The following is an 18087-nucleotide window of genomic DNA, read 5'->3' as shown; positions in this document are numbered from 1 at the left end:
TTGGGGATGTGGTGGTCGGGGGGAGCGGCTAGCGTGTCACCACCGTGTGCTGGTCCACAGTGGTGACCGTCGCCGTGCCTGGGGAGGCTCTTCATGAAGCTGCCGCGTTCCATCGCGGGCTGGACCATCGCGGTCTTCGGCGTGTTGGCGCTGGTGATGGGCACGGTCGGGCTGCTCTGGCCGGAGGCGCAGTTGCGCATGCTCGGGTTCGAGGTGCCGGAGACGCGTGCTGTCGGTGATCACACCGGCACGTTCCTGCTGGCGTCCTCGATGGCGGCGTTCAACATGGGCGTCTACTACCTGCTGGCCACTGTCACCGAGTGGCGGGCGTTCTACCGGTTCACCGTTGTCTTCCGGCTGGTCACGTTCACCGTCTTCACCATCGCGGTGCTGGCCGACATCGCTCCCGACCGGTTCTTCGGCGTGGCGGCCTGGGAGGGGCTGGGGGCCGTGGCCACCGCCGTGGGCCTGCGCCTGGACGCGCGCCGGGGCGCGTCGGTCGGCGATGTCGATACGTCCGGAGGTGCCGGGGCGGCTGTGGCCGCCGAGGAGGGTACCGGCCCAGCCGGAGCCGCTCCGGCGGACGCGGTGCGCTGAGCCACCGGCCGGGTTGGGTATTTTCGAGCGGTGACGGACACCCCGAGCGGCGGCTTGCCGGTTCCGATCGTGCCCGGCCTGACTGATTTGCGGGTTTTTGCCCGGGGCGGATACGCGACCGTCTACCAGGCCACCCAGATCTCGGTGGGCCGTGAGGTCGCCGTCAAGGTGGAGAACCGGACGCTGGACAGCGAGCGGGATCAGGCGCGCTTCCTGCGCGAGGCGCGGGCGGCCGGCCGGATGTCGTCGCACCCGCACGTGGTGGACCTCTTCGACGTCGGGGTGACTGTCGACCAGCATCCCTACCTGATCATGGAACTCTGCGACGGCTCGTACGCCGAACGGATGCGTACCTCGCCACTGGGACCGGTGGAGACCCGTGACCTCGGCATAAAGATCGCCGACGCGCTGGCGCACTCGCACGCGGCCGGGGTGCTGCACCGCGACGTCAAGCCGGCCAACATCCTCTACTCGCACTTCAACTCGGCGGTGCTCGCGGACTTCGGCCTGGCCGTGCTCGCCGAGCACCGCGACGCCTCGGTGACGCTGGAGGTGCTCACCCCGGCGTACGCGCCACCGGAGATGTTCAGCCACAGCCCGCCGTCACCGGCCGTCGACGTGTACGCGCTCTGCGCCACCCTCTACGCGGTGATGCACGGCCTTCCGCCCCGCTGGCAGTCGGAGCGCAATCCCAGCCTGGTGACCGTGCTGGAGATGTTCAACCAGCCGCTCCCCTCCCTGCCCGGCGTGCCGGACGAGCTGATCGAGGTCCTGCGCCTCGGCATGGCCAACGACCCCGCCGAGCGTCCCTCCGCCCTGGACTTGCGCGACCTCCTCGCCAACCTGCCCCTCGGGCTGCCGTCGGCGCCGATCAGCGGTGCCCCGGTCAGCGGGGGCGCGGCCCTCTCCGGCTCCTACCCGGTCAGTCGGCCGATGCCCCGTCCGGCCATCGAGGACACCCAGCAGGCGGTCCCCGGTGGCCGGCGCTGGCGGCGCTGGTTTCTCGGCGGCGCGGGCGTGCTCGCGCTCGCCGCCTCCGCCACCGCCGGAGCCTGGGTCGCCGACCGGACGCCGGCGCCCACCCCGAACCCGTCGGTCACCCAGGTCGCCGCACCGGCGACCGGCCCGCTGCCCGGCTGCGCGACCGGCACCGGCGCGCCGACCGCCCTGCCCGAGGGTGCCCGCTGCCTGCCCGAGTTGGAGTGCTTCGGCCCGGTGCGGATCCGCGGCAGCCGCGCGGAGGCAGCCCGGCTGCCCTGCGCCGGCCGGCACACCTGGGAGACGTACGCCGAGGGCATCCTGCCGGTGGCGCTGGTCGGTGCGGACTACGACGATGTGATCGCCGCCGCACAGGTGCGACAGGTGTGCAGCGCCACGACGTTCCGGTTGACCACCGGGATCGCCGAGCCGAGCGGCTGGCACCTGGAGGTGCTACCGCCGGTCGACGGCAGCATCGACCGGGCGTACCGGTGTCTGGCCGGGCGGGGCGTGGACGCGCTCGCCGCGCCCACCCTCACCGGCCGCCGCTGAGCCCGTTCGTCCCGCGTCGCCGGTCACGCACCGCACGCAACGCATCCCGGCTGTCGAGGGCGTCGAGGGTGTCCGCGTCGATCCCGTAGGGCATCAACTCGGGCGGCCCGACGGTCGCCGGACGGTCTGCGGGCTCCGGGGCGTCGCCCTGCCGTACGGCGGAGACGGCCACTCCGGCCACCATGGTCAGCAGGACGCAGAGTAGTGCCAGGGCTACGCCGAGAAGATCCTGTCGGCGCCAGACGACCAGCATGACCAGCGGCGCGAGGGCTCCCAGCGCCGCGAGCACCGCCACCGTCCGCGCATCGGGTCTGGGCAATCGGCTCACCCGTCCAGCATGTCGTGACGAGGCCGGCTGTCAACCGCAGAGCCGACCGCCGCGCCGATCGACATCGATCGGCGGCCGACCCGACATGACCGCCGGCGTCCACACGCAGTGGACAAGGGCCGCTACTCTCGGTGTCCCGCAGGCTCTTCCGGCAGCGAGGTCGCCCATGAACTCAGGCAGATCGCAGTCCCGCCTCCGCTCGGTCGCGTCGACGCTGGCCGTAGCCCTCACCCTCGCCCTGGCCGCCGCCGCAGGTTGCGACAGTCGGCAGGAGCCCGAACTGCCCTCGGTGCAGGAGAAGATGCGCGAGACGCACATCTACGGCCAGTCGAAGCTGCGCATCGGTGTCGCCACGAACGAGCCGTTGATGGGCGAGTTGCGCAACGGCCAGCACGCCGGCTTCGACGTCGAGATCGCCAAGTACATCGCCGCCTCCCTCGGCTACGAGGGGGACCAGCGGCTGGAGTTCCTGCCGGTGGCCACCGAGGAGCGGATCCCCGCCTTGCAGGGCGGCACTGTGGACCTCGTGGTGTCCAGCTTCTCCATCACCGAGGAGCGCAAGAAGGTGGTGAGCTTCGCCGGGCCGTACTTCGTCACGACCCAGGAGGTCATGGTGCCGGCCCGACTGAAGGGCAAGATCAGCACCATCGAAGACCTCCGTAACCCGGACTACAAGATCTGCACCAGCGGCGGCTCCACCTCCGAGGCCGAGCTGGGAAGTCACCAGGTCAAGGCGCTGGTCGTGAAGACCGTCGGCGACTGCGTCAACGGCATCCGTGCCGGCCGCTACGACGCGGTCAGCTCCGACGAGACGATCCTCGCCGGCTTCCTGGCCCGCCATCCGAAGGAGTTCGAGATCGTCGACCTGCCCTTCGGCACCAGCGAGTTGTTGGGCATCGGCGTGCCGATCGGCGACCCGGCGCTGCGCGACCTCGTCGCGTTCTTCCTGCACAAGAGCTACCAGCAGGGGCGCGACGAACAGGCAAGCCCGTGGCAGACCGCGTACAACCGCACCCTCGGTCCGTGGCTGGCGGCCGAGAAGCGTCAGCCGCAACCGCTGGAGGTGCCGAAGCTTGTCGACTTCGACGACAAGGCGCCCGCGAAGTGAGCGCGGCGACCACCGCCGCCGACGGCTCGGTCCCGCCGCCCCGCAGATCCGTGCCGGGCGACGACGCCACCGCGCCGACCACCGACGGTACGCAGCCTGCGGCCGGTGGGGTGGACGCCGTCGGTTGGCCGGCCGGCGTGCCGGTCGCCGCACCCGTCGAGCAGGTCGTCGCCGACGTCGAGCCGGGACGGGTTCGATGGGACCCGGCCGAGCGCCGCGCCCGAGCCAGCCAGTCGTTCTGGACCGCGGTGGTGGGCGTACCGGCGATCTTCTCGGTGCTCCGCCTCGGTGTGGAGGCCGGCGGGGAACTCCAGACCACGCTGTTGCTGGTCGCGAACGTCGGGCCGGTCAACCTGCTCGCCGGCTTCCTGACCACGGCGGCCCGACTGCTCTCGACCGGAATGGTCGCCGTGTTCGCGCTCGGCGCGGTGTTGGCCGTCAGCGCCGACCAGCTACCGCCAGGCAGCCGTCGCCGTCCGCTCTTCGCCCGCTGGGCCGACATCACCCCGGCCTGGGTGGTGTTGGCCAGCTTCCTGCTCGCCCTGATCACCTGGCCACTGCTCTATCTTCCGCTGCTGTTGCCGGCCTTCGTGGCCGCGTTCCAACTCCGCCCCGCCCGACTGCACGAGCGGGTGCTGCCACGGCTGCTGATCATCGTCGCGCTACTCGCCGGGTACGGCTGGCTGATGCTGCCCACGCTGCGTGAGGCGGTTAAGCAGGGCGGCGAGGGGCTGGTGCTGGCGCTCATCGTGGTGCCTCCACTGCTCGCCCTGTTCATCGCCGGGCCCCTGCCGGGCCTGGTGATCCGCCCCCTGGCGTCGGCGACCGAGGTGGCGGTGCTGGCCACGTTGGTCTGGGCCGCGGTGCCGGTGATCAGCACGCCGGTGTTGCCGCTGACCGTCACCACCGTGGGCCCGGAGAGCGGACCGACCGAGGACGTACGCGGGCACGTGGTCACCACGGACGACGTCAACATGGTGATCCTGCAGGAGCAGGGCGGGGTCCGGTACGTCCCGGTCGACCTGGTCCGCGCGCAGGTGCTCTGCCCGAGCGAGGAGGAGTTGCCCCGGCACCAGTTGCGCATCCACGACTTCCACGTCGAGGACTCCCTGTTGGAGGGCATGGGCCGACGGGTGCGCCCGGTCCACCGCATCGACGCCACCTGCCGTACCGCCGGCTGACCACTCGCCCGGCGCGCCGGCTCAGTACGACTTGTCCTGACCGAGGACGTGTTGGGCCACGAAGTTGAGGATCATCTCCCGGCTGACCGGGGCGATCCGGCCGGCCCGCACCGCGCCGAGCAGGGTCGCCACCCCGTACTCGGTGGTCATGCCGGCCCCGCCGAGCACCTGGACGGCCGTGTCCACCGCGAGCGCGGCGGCCTCCCCGGCCGCGTACTTGGCCATGTTGCCGGACACCCCGGCTTCCAGGTCGCGGCCCGCGTCGTAGAGGGTGGCCGCCTTCTGGATCATGAGGCGGGCCAGCTCCACCTGCACCGCCGCGTGTGCCAGCGGGTGCGACACGCCCTGGTGGGAGCCGATGCTACGACCACCCCAGACCTTCCGGGTGGCGGTGTACTCGCTGGCCCGTTCGATGGCGTACCGGCCGGTGCCGGCACCCATCGCCGCCACGGTGATCCGCTCCGGGTTGAGCCCGGCGAAGAGCGCCGGCAGCCCGGCATCCAGCGACTCACCGAGCAGCGCGTCCGCGGGCACCCGCACGTCGTCCAGGTAGAGCAGGAACTGGTTCTCCGGGGACACGATCTCCATGTCCAGCTTGGACCGGGTCAGCCCGGCCGCGTCGGTAGGCACCAGGAACAGCGCGGGCTTCAGCTTGCCGGTCCCGGCGTCCCCGGTGCGGGCCACCACCAGCACGTGCCCGGCCTCGTCGACACCCGAGATGTAGCACTTGCGGCCGTTGAGTAGCCAACCGTCACCGTCCCGACGGGCCACCGTGGAGAGTCGGTGGAAGTTGGAACCCGCCTCCGGCTCGGTGATCGCGAAGACGATCTTCTGGGAGCCGTCGGCGAGGCCGGGCAGGTGCCGTTTGCGCTGTTCCTCGGTGCCGTGCCGGTTCAGCACGGTCGCCGCGATCGCCGGGGAGACCACCAGCAACAGCAACGGGCAGCCGGCCGCCGCCAACTCCTCGCAGACGATCGCCAGCTCGGTGATGCCACCACCCCCGCCGCCGTACTCGGTGGGGATGTTGACCCCCAGGTAGCCGAGCCGGCCGGCCTCGGCCCACAGTTCGGTGGTGTGTTCCCCGGCCTTCGCCTTCTCGACGAAGTAGGAGTGACCGTACCGGCGGCCCAACGCCCGCACGGCGTCGCGCAGCTGATCCTGCTCGGGGGTGAGGTCGAAGGTCATCGGGGGTCCTCCTCGGTAGTGACCACAGCCAGCACCGCGCCCGTCCGGACCTGACCGCCGGCCGGCACCGGCAACTCGGCGACCACACCGTCGGTCGGGGCGAGCACGGGATGTTCCAGCTTCATCGCTTCCAGCGTGAGCAGTGGTTCGCCGGCCGTGACCCGCTGGCCGACCTGGACATGCACCCGGGTCACCGCGCCGGGCAGCGGCGCGAGCAGCGACCCGGCGGCGACCTCCGCGGTGGGCAACGGGAGGCGCGGCAGCTCGGTCAGGCTCGTCGCCCCGTCCGGGCCGTCCACGAAGACCGCCGACCCCACCCGGTGTACGCGGTACGCGCGTCGAAGCCCGTCGACGTCGAGCACCACCCGATCCGGGGTCGCCTCGACCAGCTCGACGGAGGGCCGCTCGGCACTGTCGTCGGTGGCACCGGGTTGGCCGCTGGCGTCGGGCGCGTCGCTGTCGTGCCTGGCGGACCACTCGGCGAGCCCACCGGTGCGGTCCAGCCGGTAGCGGACCTCGATCTCACCGTCCGGGCCGGCGAAGCGGGTGACCTGCGGGACGGCCGGCACGTTGCGCCAGCCGGAGGGGAGCCCGGAGAGCACAGGTGCGGTCGCCCGCCGGTGCGCGGCAGCCGCCAGCGCGGCGGCGAGGGCGGTGACCGGAAGCTGATCGGCGGCGAGCAGCGGCGCGAAGACCTCGGGGTGCCGGTCCAGGAAACCGGTGTCGATCTCGGCCGCCGCGAACTCCGGACTGCGGAGCACCCGGACCAGCAGATCGCGGTTGGTCGCCACCCCGTGCACCTCGGCCCGGGCCAGCGCGCCCGCGAGTGCACGGACCGCCTCGGACCGGGTCGGCGCCACGGCGATCACCTTGGCGAGCAGGGAGTCGTAGTGCACGCCCACGTCCGAGCCCGCCACCACGCCGGAGTCCAGCCGCAGGCCGGACCGCTGGAGCCAGCCGAACTCGCGGTCCACCCCCGGCACGTCGAAGCGGTGCAGGGTGCCCGTGGCGGGCCGCCAGCCCTGTGCCGGATCCTCGGCGCACAGCCGCACCTCGATCGCGCAGCCACGCGCGGCAGGGTAGTGGCCGTGCTCGGGCAGGGGGTCGCCCTCGGCCACCAGCAGTTGCAGCCGGACGAGGTCCAGCCCGACCGGGGTGGTCAGCTCGGTGACGGGGTGCTCCACCTGGAGCCGGGTGTTCATCTCCAGGAAGAAGAACTCCCCGGTCGGTGCCAGCAGGAACTCCACAGTCCCGGCGCTCACGTAGTCCACCGCGCGCCCGGCCGCCACCGCCGCCTCGTGCAGGCGCTCCCGCAGCTCCGCGCCGACGACCCCGGGCGCCTCCTCGATGATCTTCTGGTGCCGGCGCTGGATCGAGCACTCCCGGACACCGAGAGCCGCGACCGTACCGTGGGTGTCGCCGAAGATCTGCACCTCGACGTGCCGGCCGCGTTCGACGTACCGCTCGATGAAGACAGTGCCGTCGCCGAACGCCGCAGCCGCCTCGCGGCGCGCGGACGCCACGGCCTCGGCCAGTTCCCCGGCGTTGCGGACGATCCGCATGCCCCGGCCGCCGCCGCCGGCGGACGCCTTCACCAGCACCGGGAAGTCGGCGACCGCGTCGGTGTCGGTCCAGCTCGGCAGCATCGGCACACCGGCCTCGGCGAGCAGCGCCTTCGCCGCCAGCTTGTCGCCCATCGCGGCGATCACCTTGGCGGGTGGGCCGACCCAGGTCAGCCCGGCGTCGGTCACCGCCGCCGCGAACTCGGCGTTCTCGGCGAGGAACCCGTAACCCGGATGGACCGCGTCCGCGCCGCTGCGCCGGGCCGCGTCCAGGATCAGGTCGACCCGCAGGTACGTCGCGGCCGGAGTGTTCCCGGGCAGCCGGACCGCCCGGTCGGCCTCGGCGACGAACGGCGCCGTCGCGTCCGCGTCCGAGTGCACGGCTACCGTCTCCACGCCCAGCGCCCGGCAGGTCGCGAAGACCCGACGCGCGATCTCGCCCCGGTTGGCAACGAGCAATCGTTCGATCATCGGTAGACCCCTCACATCCGGAAGATGCCGTAGCCGTCGGCACCCTTGACGGGTCCGCTGTGGATCGCCGAGAGGCAGAGCCCGAGGACGGTCCGCGTGTCCCGGGGGTCGATCACCCCGTCGTCGTAGAGCCGGCCGGACAGGAACAACGCGCCGGACTGCGACTCGATCTGCTGCTCGACCATCATCCGCATCGCCGCGTCGGACTCCTCGTCGTAGTCGCGCCCCCGCGCAGCCGCCGCCTGCCGGGCCACGATCGACAGCACTCCGGCGAGCTGCGCCGGGCCCATCACCGCCGACTTCGCGTTCGGCCAGGTGAACAGGAACCTCGGCTCGTACGCACGGCCACACATGCCGTAGTTGCCGGCCCCGTACGAGGCGCCCAGGTTCACCGTCAGGTGGGGCACCGTCGAGTTGGACACCGCATTGATCATCAGGGCGCCGTGCTTGATGATGCCGCGCTGCTCGTACTCGGTGCCGACCATGTAGCCGGTGGTGTTCTGCAGGAAGACCAGCGGGGTGTCGGCGGCATTGGCGAGCTGGATGAACTGGGCCGCCTTCTGCGCCTCCTCGCTGAACAGCACCCCACGGGCGTTGGCCAGCACGCCCACCGGGTAGCCGTGCAGCTCGCCCCAGCCGGTGACCAACGCGGCACCGTACGCCGGCTTGAACTCGTCGAAGTCGCTGCCGTCGAGGACCCGGGCCAGCACCTCACGCGGGTCGAACGGCACCTTCAGATCGGAGCTGACGATCCCGAGCAGATCCTCCGGGTCGTACTTCGGTGGCTGCGGCACCGCCGAGCGCGGCAGCGGGCCCTGCTTGCGCCAGTTCAACCGGCGCACGCACTGCCGGGCCAGCCGGATGCCGTCCCGCTCGTCCTCCGCCAGGTAGTCGGCCAGCCCGGACGTGCCGGCATGCATCTCCGCGCCACCCAACGACTCGTCGTCGGTGACCTCGCCGGTCGCCATTCTCACCAGCGGCGGCCCGGCCAGGTAGACCTGCGACCGGTCCCGAATCATGATCACGTGATCGGACATCCCCGGCACGTACGCGCCACCCGCCGTGGCGTTACCGAACACCACGCTGACCGTGGGGATGCCCGCCGCCGAGAGCCGCGTCAGGTCCCGGAACACCCGGCCACCCGGGATGAAGATCTCCGCCTGGGTGGGCAGGTCCGCACCGGCCGACTCGACCAGGTTGACCATCGGCAGCCGGTTGGCCAGCGCGATCTCACCGGCCCGCCGGGTCTTGGCGAGCGACCACGGGTTGACCGCGCCGCCGCGTACCGTCGGGTCGTTCGCGACGATCAGGCACTCCACGCCCTCGACCACCCCGATGCCGGTCACCACGCTGGCCCCGACCGGGAAGTCCGTGCCGTACGCGGCGACCGGCGACAACTCCAGGAACGGACTGTCCGCGTCCACCAACAGCTCGATCCGTTCCCGAGGCAACAGCTTGCCGCGGGAGTGGTGCCGGGACACGTACTTCTCGCCGCCGCCGGCCCGCGCCTGGTCCAGCGCGGCGTCCACCTCGGCCAGCCGCTCCAGCAGGGCCGCCCGGTTCGCCACGTACCCGGGCGTCGTCCGGTCGATCGCGCTGTCCAGAGTGCTCACGGTGCCTCCTTCGGTCGCGACTGCGGGGCTCGCAAACCCGGCTCACTCCTCGCGCTCACAGCCCTATGCCCTTCGCGATGATCTCGTTCATGATCTCGGTGGTGCCGCCGCCGATGCCGAGGATCCGGGCGTCGCGGTAGTGCCGCTCCACCTCCGCGTCGCGCAGGTAGCCGAACCCGCCGTGCAGTTGCAACGCCTGGTCGACGACGTGGTCGCAGGCGGCCACCGCCACGTTCTTGGCCATCGCCACCTCGGTCACCACGGGCTCGCCGGCGACGACCCGGTTGGCCACCTCGTGCACGTACGACCGGGCCGCCTCGGCCCGCGTGTGCATCTCCGCCAGCCGGTGCCGGATCAACTGTCGGCTGGCCAGCGGACGCCCGAAGGTCTCCCGGCCCCGGCACCACCGCACGGCCAGCTCGACGCAGCGCTGCGCGGTCGCGTACGCCTGGGTGGCCAGCGAGAGCCGTTCCGTGGCGAAGTTCTGCATGATCGCCAGGAAGCCGGTGTCCTCCGCGCCGATCCGGTTGGCCACCGGCACCCGTACGTCGACGAACGACAGCTCGGCGGTGTCCGAACAGTGCCAGCCCAGCTTCTCCAACCGGCGCCCCACGGTGAACCCGGGCAGCCCTTTGTCGATGACCAGCAGGGTGAGCGCGCCGCTGCCGGGGAAGTCGGTGCAGACGGCAGTGGTCACGAAGTCGGCCCGGTGCCCGCTGGTGATGTACGTCTTCGACCCGTTCACCACGTAGTGGTCGCCGTCGCGGCGGGCGGTGGTGCGGATGCCGGCCACGTCGGAGCCGCCGTCCGGTTCGGTGATCGCCAGCGCGCCGATCATCGTGCCGGCGAGGGTGGGCCGGACGTACCGTTCGATCAGGCTGTCGTCGCCCCGGGACGAGACGCCGCCGAGTCTTCCGCCCAGCGAGCCACCGGTACGAGCGCCGGCCGCCGCCACCATGTGCGGCACCGCGATGCCGTGCGTGAACAGGGCGGCGACCAGCCCGGACGAGCCACCGGAGCGGATCAGCTCCTCGGTCACGATGATCGAGTCGAGCAGGTCGCCGCCGCTGCCACCGACCGACTCGGGGAAGCCGATGCCGAGCAGGCCGAGCTTCGCGGCGGTGGCGTGCAGTGCCCGGGGCACCTCACCGGCCCGCTCCCAGTCGTCCAGGTGCGGCAACACCTCACGGGTCACGAAAGCTCGGGTCAGCTCCCGCAGCTGCCGCCGCTCCGGGGTGTCCACGATGCTCACGGCGTCACCCCGGTAGCTACGGTCGGCCCGGTCGGCACGTCGGCCGGAAGGTCGACGACCCGGCCGCGCAGCAGCTCACCGAGCGCCTTGGCCTGCGGATCGAACCGGGTGGACGCGGCCACCCCCGCACCGAGTAGGCCCTCGATCACGAAGTTGACCGCGCGTAGGTTCGGCAACTCGTAGCGCCGCACCGACAACGGCGCGGTCTCCGGCAGCAGCTCGGCCAGGCACGCGATGGTCAACCAGTCCCGCAGCCAGGCGTACGCGGCGTCGTTGCGCGCCCAGACGCCGAGGTTGGCATCACCGCCCTTGTCCCCGGAGCGCGCGCCGACCAGCTCGCCGAGCGCGCCTCGCCGGGTCGGGGGTAAGGAAGGGCCCCCTGTTATCGGATTCTGTTGTGCAGGGGCCCCCTGCACACTCGCGGTGCGGGTCGGCGGGGCAATCGGCACCCGCTCACCACCGGGCAGCACCGCGACATGGGCGACGGCGTCCTGCGGCACCTCGTCGGCGGTGAAGACGCCGTACGGTGTCGCGTCGCCGGGCAGGGTGGTCAGCGTGCAGCCCGGGTACGAGGCCAGGGCCAGCTCCACCGCAGCGGCCGAGAAGGCGCGGCCGGTCCGCGCCTTGTCACCGTGGCGCAGGTGTACGTGCAGCAGCGCACTGGCCGCCTCGGTGTCGGCGGCATCCGGGTGGTCCGTCCGGGCCAGCGTGAACTCCAGCCCGTCCGTGCCGACCGCCTCCTCGATCTGCCCGCGTACCAGAGCCGCCTTCGCCTCGATATCCAGTCCGCAGAGGACGAACGTCATCGAGTTGCGGAAGCCACCGAGGTTGTTGACGCCCACCTTCAGCGTGGCCGGTGGCGGGGTGCCCCGGACGCCGGAGACCCGGACCCGGTCCGGTCCGTCCGGGCTCAGCGTCACCGTGTCGAGTCGGGTGACCACGTCCGGCCCCAGGTACGCCGGCCCGGCGACCTCGTAGAGCAGTTGTGCCGTGACCGTCTCCGCGGTGACCGCGCCACCGGTGCCGGGATGCTTGGTGAGCACTGTCGAACCGTCGGCGTGCACCTCGGCGATCGGGAAACCGGGCCGGTGCCCGCCGTCGGCGAGTTCGGTGAAGAAGCTGAAGTTTCCGCCGGTGACCTGTGCGCCGCACTCGACGAGGTGCCCCGCGACGGTCGCCCCGGCCAGCTGGTCGAGATCATCGCGGCTCCACCCGTACCGGGCGATTGCCGGGCCGACCACCAGTGACGCGTCGGTGACCCGGCCGGTGACCACGACGTCCGCGCCGCCGTCGAGGCAGGCGGCGATGCCGAACGCGCCCAGGTAGGCGTTGGCGCTCAACGCGTCCGGCCGTTGGATCGTGTCGCCCTCGACGTACCCCACCTTCGCGGCCAGGCCCAGCCGCGTCGTGAGGGACTCGATGGCGGCGGCCAGGCCGGCCGGATTCAACCCACCGGCGTTGGTCACGATCCGCACCCCACGCTCCAGGGCGGTGCCGAGACAGGTCTCCAGTTGACGCAGGAACGTCTTCGCGTAGCCCAGGTCGGGGTCGCGCAGCCGGTCCCGGGCGAGGATCAGCATGGTCAACTCGGCCAGGTAGTCACCGGTCAGCACGTCCAGTTCACCGCCGTCGAGCATCTCCCGCCAGGCGGTGAACCGGTCGCCGTAGAAGCCGGAGGCGTTGCCGATGCGGATCACGCTCGTACTCCCTCTCCGCCGGCCGGTTCACGGCCGACACCCGGCGGCCCGGCGAAGGCCTGCGCCACGTCTAGCCACTCGTCGGCAACCGGGCCGGTGGCGACCAGGGCGAGGTCCGCGCGGTGCCGGCGCTGGGTGACCAGCAGGCAGAAGTCCCGAGCCGGGCCGGTCACCCGGTCGGTGGCGTCCGCCGGGCCCCAACTCCAGGTGTCGGCGCCGGGCCCGACCAGCTCGACCCGGACCGGCGTCGTCGGCGCCGCCCGGCCGTGGGCGGCGAAGCCGTGCCCGAGGGTACGCACACCGAGGTGCGCGACGTGCCGCAGCCGCTCGCTGTCGGGGCGCCCGACGCCGAGGGTGTTTGCCACGTCCTCACCGTGTGCCCAGGTCTCCATGAGCCGGGCGGTAGCCATCGAGGTGGCCGACATCCGGGTGCCGTACCAGGGCAGCTTCTCACCGGCCGGGACGGCGCCCAGTGCGTCGGCCAACGCCGACCGACCGGTCCGCCAGCGGTGCAGCAGTTCCACCGGCGGGGCGAGGAACTCCTCGGCGCCCGCGTCGACGAGCCGGGTCGCGTCCGGTGCGGTGGTCACCGTCGCGTAGAACGCCTCGGGATCGGTGGCGGCCAGCAGCGCCACGTGGTCGGTCCAGGCGAGGTGGGCGATCTGGTGCCCGATGCTCCAGCCGGGCGCCGGAGTGGGCCGGGCCCAGTCGGCCGCCGGTAGCGGAGCCACCAGGGCGTCCAGTTGGGCGGACTCGGCGGCCAGATCCGCGAGCAGGTCGGTGAGGTCGACCATGGTGCCTCCGGTCGGTCGTGGGCCGGTGCGGCCGTCGATCAGGGCGTGAGCAGGGTGGCGAGTTGGCGTTTCCAGGTGGCCAACAGGGCGGTACGGCGGGCGGAGTCGTCGTTGAGCAGGTTGGCCACCCCGAGCCCGCGCAGCAGGTCGAGGGTGGCCTGCACCGCTTCGCGGACGCCGGGTCGACGCTCGTCGACGCCGAGCAGGGCAACCGTGAGTCGGTGCATCTCCCGGCCGACCGTCGCTTCGAGCGGCACCAGGGCGTCCCGAAGCTCCCGGTCGGTGCGGGCGGCGACCCAGAGTTCGAGAGCGGCCACGAACAGCGGCCCGGTGAAAGCCACGCCGAGCAGGTCGATCACCCGGTCGAGGCGCTGCGGACCGGCCGGCATCGCCTCGGCCTCGGTGCGCAACTCGGCGGCCCGCCGCTCGGCGAGGTGGGCCACGGCGGCCGTCACCAGGGCGGCCTTCGTCGGGTAGTGGTGCAGCTGGGCCCCGCGCGAGACACCGGCCCGGGCGGCGACGACGGTGGTCGTGGTGCCGGACCAGCCGTGCTCGATCAGGCAGTCGACGGTCGCCTCCAGCAGCCGGGCCTGGGTGGCGCGGCTGCGTTCCTGTTGAGGCACTCGCGTCGATGTGGGAGGCACGCGAACAGCCTGCGTTCCGAGAAACAAACAGTCAAGCCTGACTTTTTCCAGCCTTGCTGGCGGTCGGCCGAGCTGGCGGGGAGGGGTGCGGCGGTCGGTGGCCGGTGGCCGGCGGTTGGCGGTTGGCGGGCCATGGTGTGTTGGCTCGCTTTGGAGCTGATAACACAGACGAGTCATCCGACGGCCGGACCGCGGGCGAGCCGGTGGGCCGGACCGATCGGCCCATCCGGCGGTCGTGCCTGGCGGTCGTGCCTGGCGGTCGTGCCTGGCGGTTGCTTGCGCCGATGTCGCATCCGCCGGTCGCATCCGCAGGTTGCTCGCGCCGATCACTGCTGCCGACTGCCTCCTTGCCCTCCTCCTCTGGTCGCTCGCGCCGATGTCGCAAACGATTCAGCTCCAAAGGCTCGCTCCCCCAGGTTGCCGCCACCTGCTGGGTCAGCCTCGCGGGAACCGAGGACGCCGGCGCGAGGACGGCCGGCGCATCAGCGGCCGTAACCGAGGACGCCGCTGCGAGGACAGCCGCTGCGAGGGCAGCCGGCGCGTCAGCGGCCGTCGCGGGGGCCGAAGACGGCCAGGGCGTCGGCGTCGCTGTGCTGGGAGCGCAGGTACTCGTCGGCCCAGGCCGCGGCGTCGGGGAAGGTCGACTCCGCTGCCACCTGAGCGCACGCCGCGTCCACGTCGAAGGCGGTGCGGCGCAGCTCGACGCCTGGCCCAAGGAATGCCCACCATGCGCCCGCACCCCCGTACGGCATGCCGACGCTGCCGGGGTTGACCACCAGGCGGCGGTCCACCAGTCGGGTGAAGGGCATGTGCGTGTGGCCGCAGACCACCGTCGTGACCTCGGCCGGGAGGCCGGCGAACACCTCGGCCCAGCGCGACATCCGGGAGTCGACGAGCACGACCTCCTCGTCGTCCCGAGGGGTGGCGTGACAGAACAAGGTCGGCCCGAGACCGTCGATCGCGAACGTCGCCGTCGCCGGCAGGGTCGCGAGACGGGCCACCTGGTCGTCGCGGAGCTGCCCGGCAGCCCAGTTGGACACCTCGATCGACGCGGGCTTGCCGGCTCGCGCCTCGACCAGCTCACGGTCGGCGTTGCCGCCCACCCAGCAGACCCGGTCACCCAGCCCGGCGAGCACGTCCAGCACTTCGACCGGCTGTGGGCCGGCCGCGATGTCGCCGGTCAGCACGATCAGGTCGGCGGCGGCGACGTCCGGCTCGGCCAGCACGGCCTCCAACGCGGGGAGTACGCCATGGATGTCGGAGAGCACAGCAACCCTGTTCACCATGGCCCCACCCTCACCGCTCCGGCCAGCCCGAACCAGTGATTCTGCGCCGGGCAGACGAAACGTCCCCGCCCACCGTCGGTGACGGGAGACGGGGACCTGACGTACGGCTCAGACGCGGGCGCGGCGGGCCAGGCGCTCCGGGTCCAGGATGATGATGCTCTTGCCGTCCAGCCGAAGCCATCCGCGCGAGGCGAAGTCGGCCAGGGCCTTGTTGACCGTCTCCCGGGAGGCGCCGACGAGCTGGGCGATCTCCTCCTGGGTGAGGTCGTGGGTCACCCGCAGGACGCCACCGTCGCGGGTGCCGAACCGTCCAGCCATCTGGAGCAGGTTCTTGGCGACCCGACCCGGCACGTCGGTGAAGATCAGGTCGGCGAGCGAGTCGTTGGTCCGACGCAGCCTACGGGCGAGCACCCGGAGCAACTGCTCGGCGATCTCCGGGCGGTTGTTCAACCACGGTCGCAGCGCCTGCTTGCGCAGTCGCACCAACCGGGTGTCGGTCACCGCGGTGGCGGTCGCCGTACGCGGACCAGGGTCGAAGAGCGACAGCTCACCCACCATGTCCGACGGCCCCATCACCGCGATCAGGTTCTGCCGGCCGTCCGCTGCGCGGCGACCAACCTTGATCTTCCCGGACAACAGGATATAGAGGCTGTCACCGGGCTCGCCCTCATTGAAGACGATCTCGCCCTTGCGGACCTCGATCGTCTCCATCTCCTTGGCGAGCGCCTCGGCAGCTTCCGGGTCGACACCCTGGAAGATCCCGCTGCGGGCCAGTACCTCGTCCATCGCGCACCTCCGGTTGCGCGGGCCGTCCGTCGGCCGGGGTCGCCGTCCGCTGATCCCCTCGCGCGCCGCCAAGTCTAGGCGCACATGAGCATGAATCAGAGGTCGCCCCTGGAATCGTGATCGGTGGGCGTAACCTGCCCGACGTGCTGAGCGACCCGACTCTGACCAGCCGTGCCGAGGACGGGCGAGACATTCCGCTGCTCGTCTGGCGCGCGGACGTGCCTCTGCGGGCCGTCAGCAGCGGCCCGCTGGGCGGTGGTATCGGGGTCCGGCGCTGGGTGCTGAACGCGACCGTACCCATGTCGTACGACCGTGGTGACCCCGCCGCGCACCTGGCGGCCCTCGCCGCCGACCTCGCCCTCGACGGGCCCGGGGTCGGCCTGCTGACCGGGGTGCACGTCGGCGAGGTGGTGGCGCGGACCGACACCGGGGTCCGGGCCTGGGCGACGGTGGGGCTCGGCACGCCGGTGCTCGCGGCCGCGCCGACGCCGGCCGGGCTCGTCCAGCGGGTCGGCACGGTCAACATCGTGGTGTACGTGCCGGCCCGGCTCGCCGACTCGGCACTGGTCAACGCGGTGGCCACGGCGACCGAGGCGAAGACCCAGTCGATCAGCGAGCTGGGACTGCCCGCAACCGGCACCCCGACCGACGCGGTCACCGTGCTCTGCCCGTTGGACGGGCCGGAGGCCGCCTACGGGGGGCCGCGCTCCACTTGGGGTGCCCCGCTTGCTCGTGCGGTGCACGCGGCGGTGCTCGCCGGGGGTTCCCGGGTGGTTGTGCCCTGGTCGGAGCAGCACACCGGCTGAAGATTCGACCGATCGGCTGTCGTCGGCGCGTTTAGGGCCCGGTAGGGTCGCGGACGATGTACGCTCCCGCCCCCCTCGCGTCCCGCCCGCGTCGCCGCGTCGCCCCATGCCTCGCCGCACTGCTGGCCGCCCTGCTCGTCGCCGGCTGTTCCGACGCGGGCGGAGAGGCTCCCGTCTGGCAGCCCGGTGCCGGCGGGGGTGGCACCGGCGCTCCGGTGGCCACGGCCGAACCGGGCGCGACCGGGCCTGCGGCCTCCGGTGCGGGCGGCGCCATCTCGCTCTCCGCCACCGGCGACATCATCATGGGCAACGCGCCGAGCCGGTTGCCGGCCGCCGGTGGGAAGGGCTTCTTCACCTCGGTCACCGAGGCGCTCAAGGCCGACCTGGTGATGGGCAATCTGGAAGAGCCGTTGACGGTGGACACCGGCACCGGCAAGTGCGGGGCCAACTCCACCCGCTGTTTCCAGTTCCGTGCGCCGCCGGAGTACGCCGCACACCTGCGCGACGCCGGCTTCGACGTGCTCAACCAGGCAAACAACCACGGGTACGACTACGGGCCGAAGGGCTACGAGAACACCCAGAAGGCGCTGGAGAAGTACGACCTGAAGCACACCGGCGCTCCGGACCAGATCACCGTGGTCGACGTCAAGGGCGTGAAGGTCGCGATCGCCGGCTTCTCGTCGTACGTCTGGTCGAACAGCCTGGTCGACATCGCCAAGGCGAAGACGGTGGTCGCCAAGGCCGCCACCATGGCCGACCTGGTCGTGGTGCAGGTGCACATGGGTGGTGAGGGAGCGGAGAAGACCCGGGTAAAGCCAGGCACCGAGATGTTCCTGGGCGAGAACCGGGGCGACCCGGTCAAGTTCTCCCACGCCATGATCGACGCGGGTGCCGACCTGATCGTCGGGCACGGGCCGCACGTGCTGCGCGGGATGGAGTTCTACCAGGGGCGCCTGATCGCGTACAGCCTGGGCAACTTCGCCGGCGGCGGCAACTCACTGAGCAACGACGGTCGCCTCGGCTGGGGCGGGGTGTTGAAGGTGTCGCTGAAACCGGACGGCGGTTGGGCTGGCGGCTCGTTCACCTCGACGTACATGAACGACGCCGGCAAGCCGACGATGGACCCGAACAAGCGGGGCCTCGGTCTGGTCACCGAGTTGAGCAGTGCCGACTTCCCGAAGGGTGGCGCCCGGCTCGACGGGCAGGGCAAGATCTCGCCGCCCGCCGCCGGTTGACCCGTCGGGGAG

At 72.0% G+C, this 18087-nt stretch carries 16 protein-coding genes; 6 read left to right on the top strand and 10 right to left on the bottom strand.

Annotated elements, in window-relative coordinates:
* The first annotated feature begins 93 nt into the window (after positions 1-93).
* Both O7614_RS32085 and O7614_RS32080 read left to right on the top strand, forming a co-directional pair.
* Complete coding sequence (locus tag O7614_RS32085) at positions 94-597, top strand: hypothetical protein (RefSeq protein WP_278142082.1); 504 nt, start codon at positions 94-96, stop codon at positions 595-597.
* Between the two features lie 30 nt (positions 598-627).
* Positions 628-2127, top strand: a complete 1500-nt coding sequence (locus O7614_RS32080; protein ID WP_278142081.1) for a serine/threonine-protein kinase — start codon at positions 628-630, stop codon at positions 2125-2127.
* On the opposite strand, the gene O7614_RS32075 is transcribed toward O7614_RS32080, so the two are convergent.
* Positions 2111-2455: a hypothetical protein gene (locus O7614_RS32075; protein ID WP_278142080.1), complete on the bottom strand. Its 345-nt coding sequence runs from the start codon at positions 2453-2455 to the stop codon at positions 2111-2113. The genes O7614_RS32080 and O7614_RS32075 overlap by 17 nt on opposite strands.
* 166 nt (positions 2456-2621) lie before the next feature.
* Here O7614_RS32075 and O7614_RS32070 point away from each other — a divergent pair, with 166 nt between their 5' ends.
* Positions 2622-3563, top strand: a complete 942-nt coding sequence (locus O7614_RS32070; protein WP_278142079.1) for a transporter substrate-binding domain-containing protein — start codon at positions 2622-2624, stop codon at positions 3561-3563.
* A complete protein-coding gene (locus O7614_RS32065; protein ID WP_278142078.1) occupies positions 3560-4744 on the top strand; it encodes a hypothetical protein in 1185 nt (394 codons plus the stop codon). The genes O7614_RS32070 and O7614_RS32065 overlap by 4 nt, the downstream gene beginning before the upstream one ends.
* A gap of 21 nt (positions 4745-4765) precedes the next feature.
* Here O7614_RS32065 and O7614_RS32060 read toward each other — a convergent pair whose 3' ends face one another.
* The 9 genes from O7614_RS32060 to O7614_RS32020 all read right to left on the bottom strand — a co-directional run bounded on the left by O7614_RS32060 (position 4766) and on the right by O7614_RS32020 (position 16034).
* A complete protein-coding gene (locus tag O7614_RS32060; protein ID WP_278142077.1) occupies positions 4766-5929 on the bottom strand; it encodes an acyl-CoA dehydrogenase in 1164 nt (387 codons plus the stop codon).
* Positions 5926-7962, bottom strand: a complete 2037-nt coding sequence (locus O7614_RS32055; protein ID WP_278142076.1) for a biotin carboxylase N-terminal domain-containing protein — start codon at positions 7960-7962, stop codon at positions 5926-5928. The genes O7614_RS32060 and O7614_RS32055 overlap by 4 nt, the downstream gene beginning before the upstream one ends.
* A gap of 11 nt (positions 7963-7973) precedes the next feature.
* On the bottom strand, positions 7974-9575 hold the full coding sequence (locus tag O7614_RS32050) for a carboxyl transferase domain-containing protein (RefSeq protein WP_278142075.1): 1602 nt from the start codon (positions 9573-9575) through the stop codon (positions 7974-7976).
* A gap of 55 nt (positions 9576-9630) precedes the next feature.
* Complete coding sequence (locus O7614_RS32045) at positions 9631-10827, bottom strand: acyl-CoA dehydrogenase family protein (RefSeq protein WP_278142074.1); 1197 nt, start codon at positions 10825-10827, stop codon at positions 9631-9633.
* Positions 10824-12524, bottom strand: a complete 1701-nt coding sequence (locus O7614_RS32040; RefSeq protein WP_278142073.1) for an acyclic terpene utilization AtuA family protein — start codon at positions 12522-12524, stop codon at positions 10824-10826. Before O7614_RS32040 ends, O7614_RS32045 begins: the two co-directional genes overlap by 4 nt.
* Entirely contained in the window at positions 12521-13318 is a 798-nt protein-coding gene (locus O7614_RS32035; protein WP_278142072.1) for a TIGR03084 family metal-binding protein, read from the bottom strand. The genes O7614_RS32040 and O7614_RS32035 overlap by 4 nt, the downstream gene beginning before the upstream one ends.
* A gap of 38 nt (positions 13319-13356) precedes the next feature.
* Positions 13357-13962 carry a TetR/AcrR family transcriptional regulator gene (locus O7614_RS32030; protein WP_278142071.1) on the bottom strand — a complete coding sequence of 202 codons (606 nt, stop codon included), beginning with the start codon at positions 13960-13962 and terminating at the stop codon, positions 13357-13359.
* 542 nt (positions 13963-14504) lie between these two features.
* A complete protein-coding gene (locus O7614_RS32025) occupies positions 14505-15248 on the bottom strand; it encodes a metallophosphoesterase family protein (RefSeq protein ID WP_278142069.1) in 744 nt (247 codons plus the stop codon).
* 108 nt (positions 15249-15356) lie between these two features.
* Positions 15357-16034: a Crp/Fnr family transcriptional regulator gene (locus O7614_RS32020; RefSeq protein ID WP_007466162.1), complete on the bottom strand. Its 678-nt coding sequence runs from the start codon at positions 16032-16034 to the stop codon at positions 15357-15359.
* A 143-nt stretch (positions 16035-16177) separates the two neighbouring features.
* Between O7614_RS32020 and O7614_RS32015 the strand changes: the two genes are divergently transcribed.
* Together O7614_RS32015 and O7614_RS32010 are read left to right on the top strand one after the other, a co-directional pair.
* Entirely contained in the window at positions 16178-16840 is a 663-nt protein-coding gene (locus tag O7614_RS32015) for an adenosylcobinamide amidohydrolase (RefSeq protein WP_278142068.1), read from the top strand.
* 56 nt (positions 16841-16896) lie between these two features.
* Positions 16897-18075 carry a CapA family protein gene (locus O7614_RS32010; protein WP_278142067.1) on the top strand — a complete coding sequence of 393 codons (1179 nt, stop codon included), beginning with the start codon at positions 16897-16899 and terminating at the stop codon, positions 18073-18075.
* The last annotated feature ends 12 nt before the right edge of the window (positions 18076-18087 follow it).

The organism is Micromonospora sp. WMMD961 (assembly GCF_029626145.1).
In the GTDB taxonomy this organism is placed as follows: Bacteria; Actinomycetota; Actinomycetes; order Mycobacteriales; family Micromonosporaceae; genus Micromonospora.
This window is presented reverse-complemented; position numbering and strand designations above follow the sequence as displayed.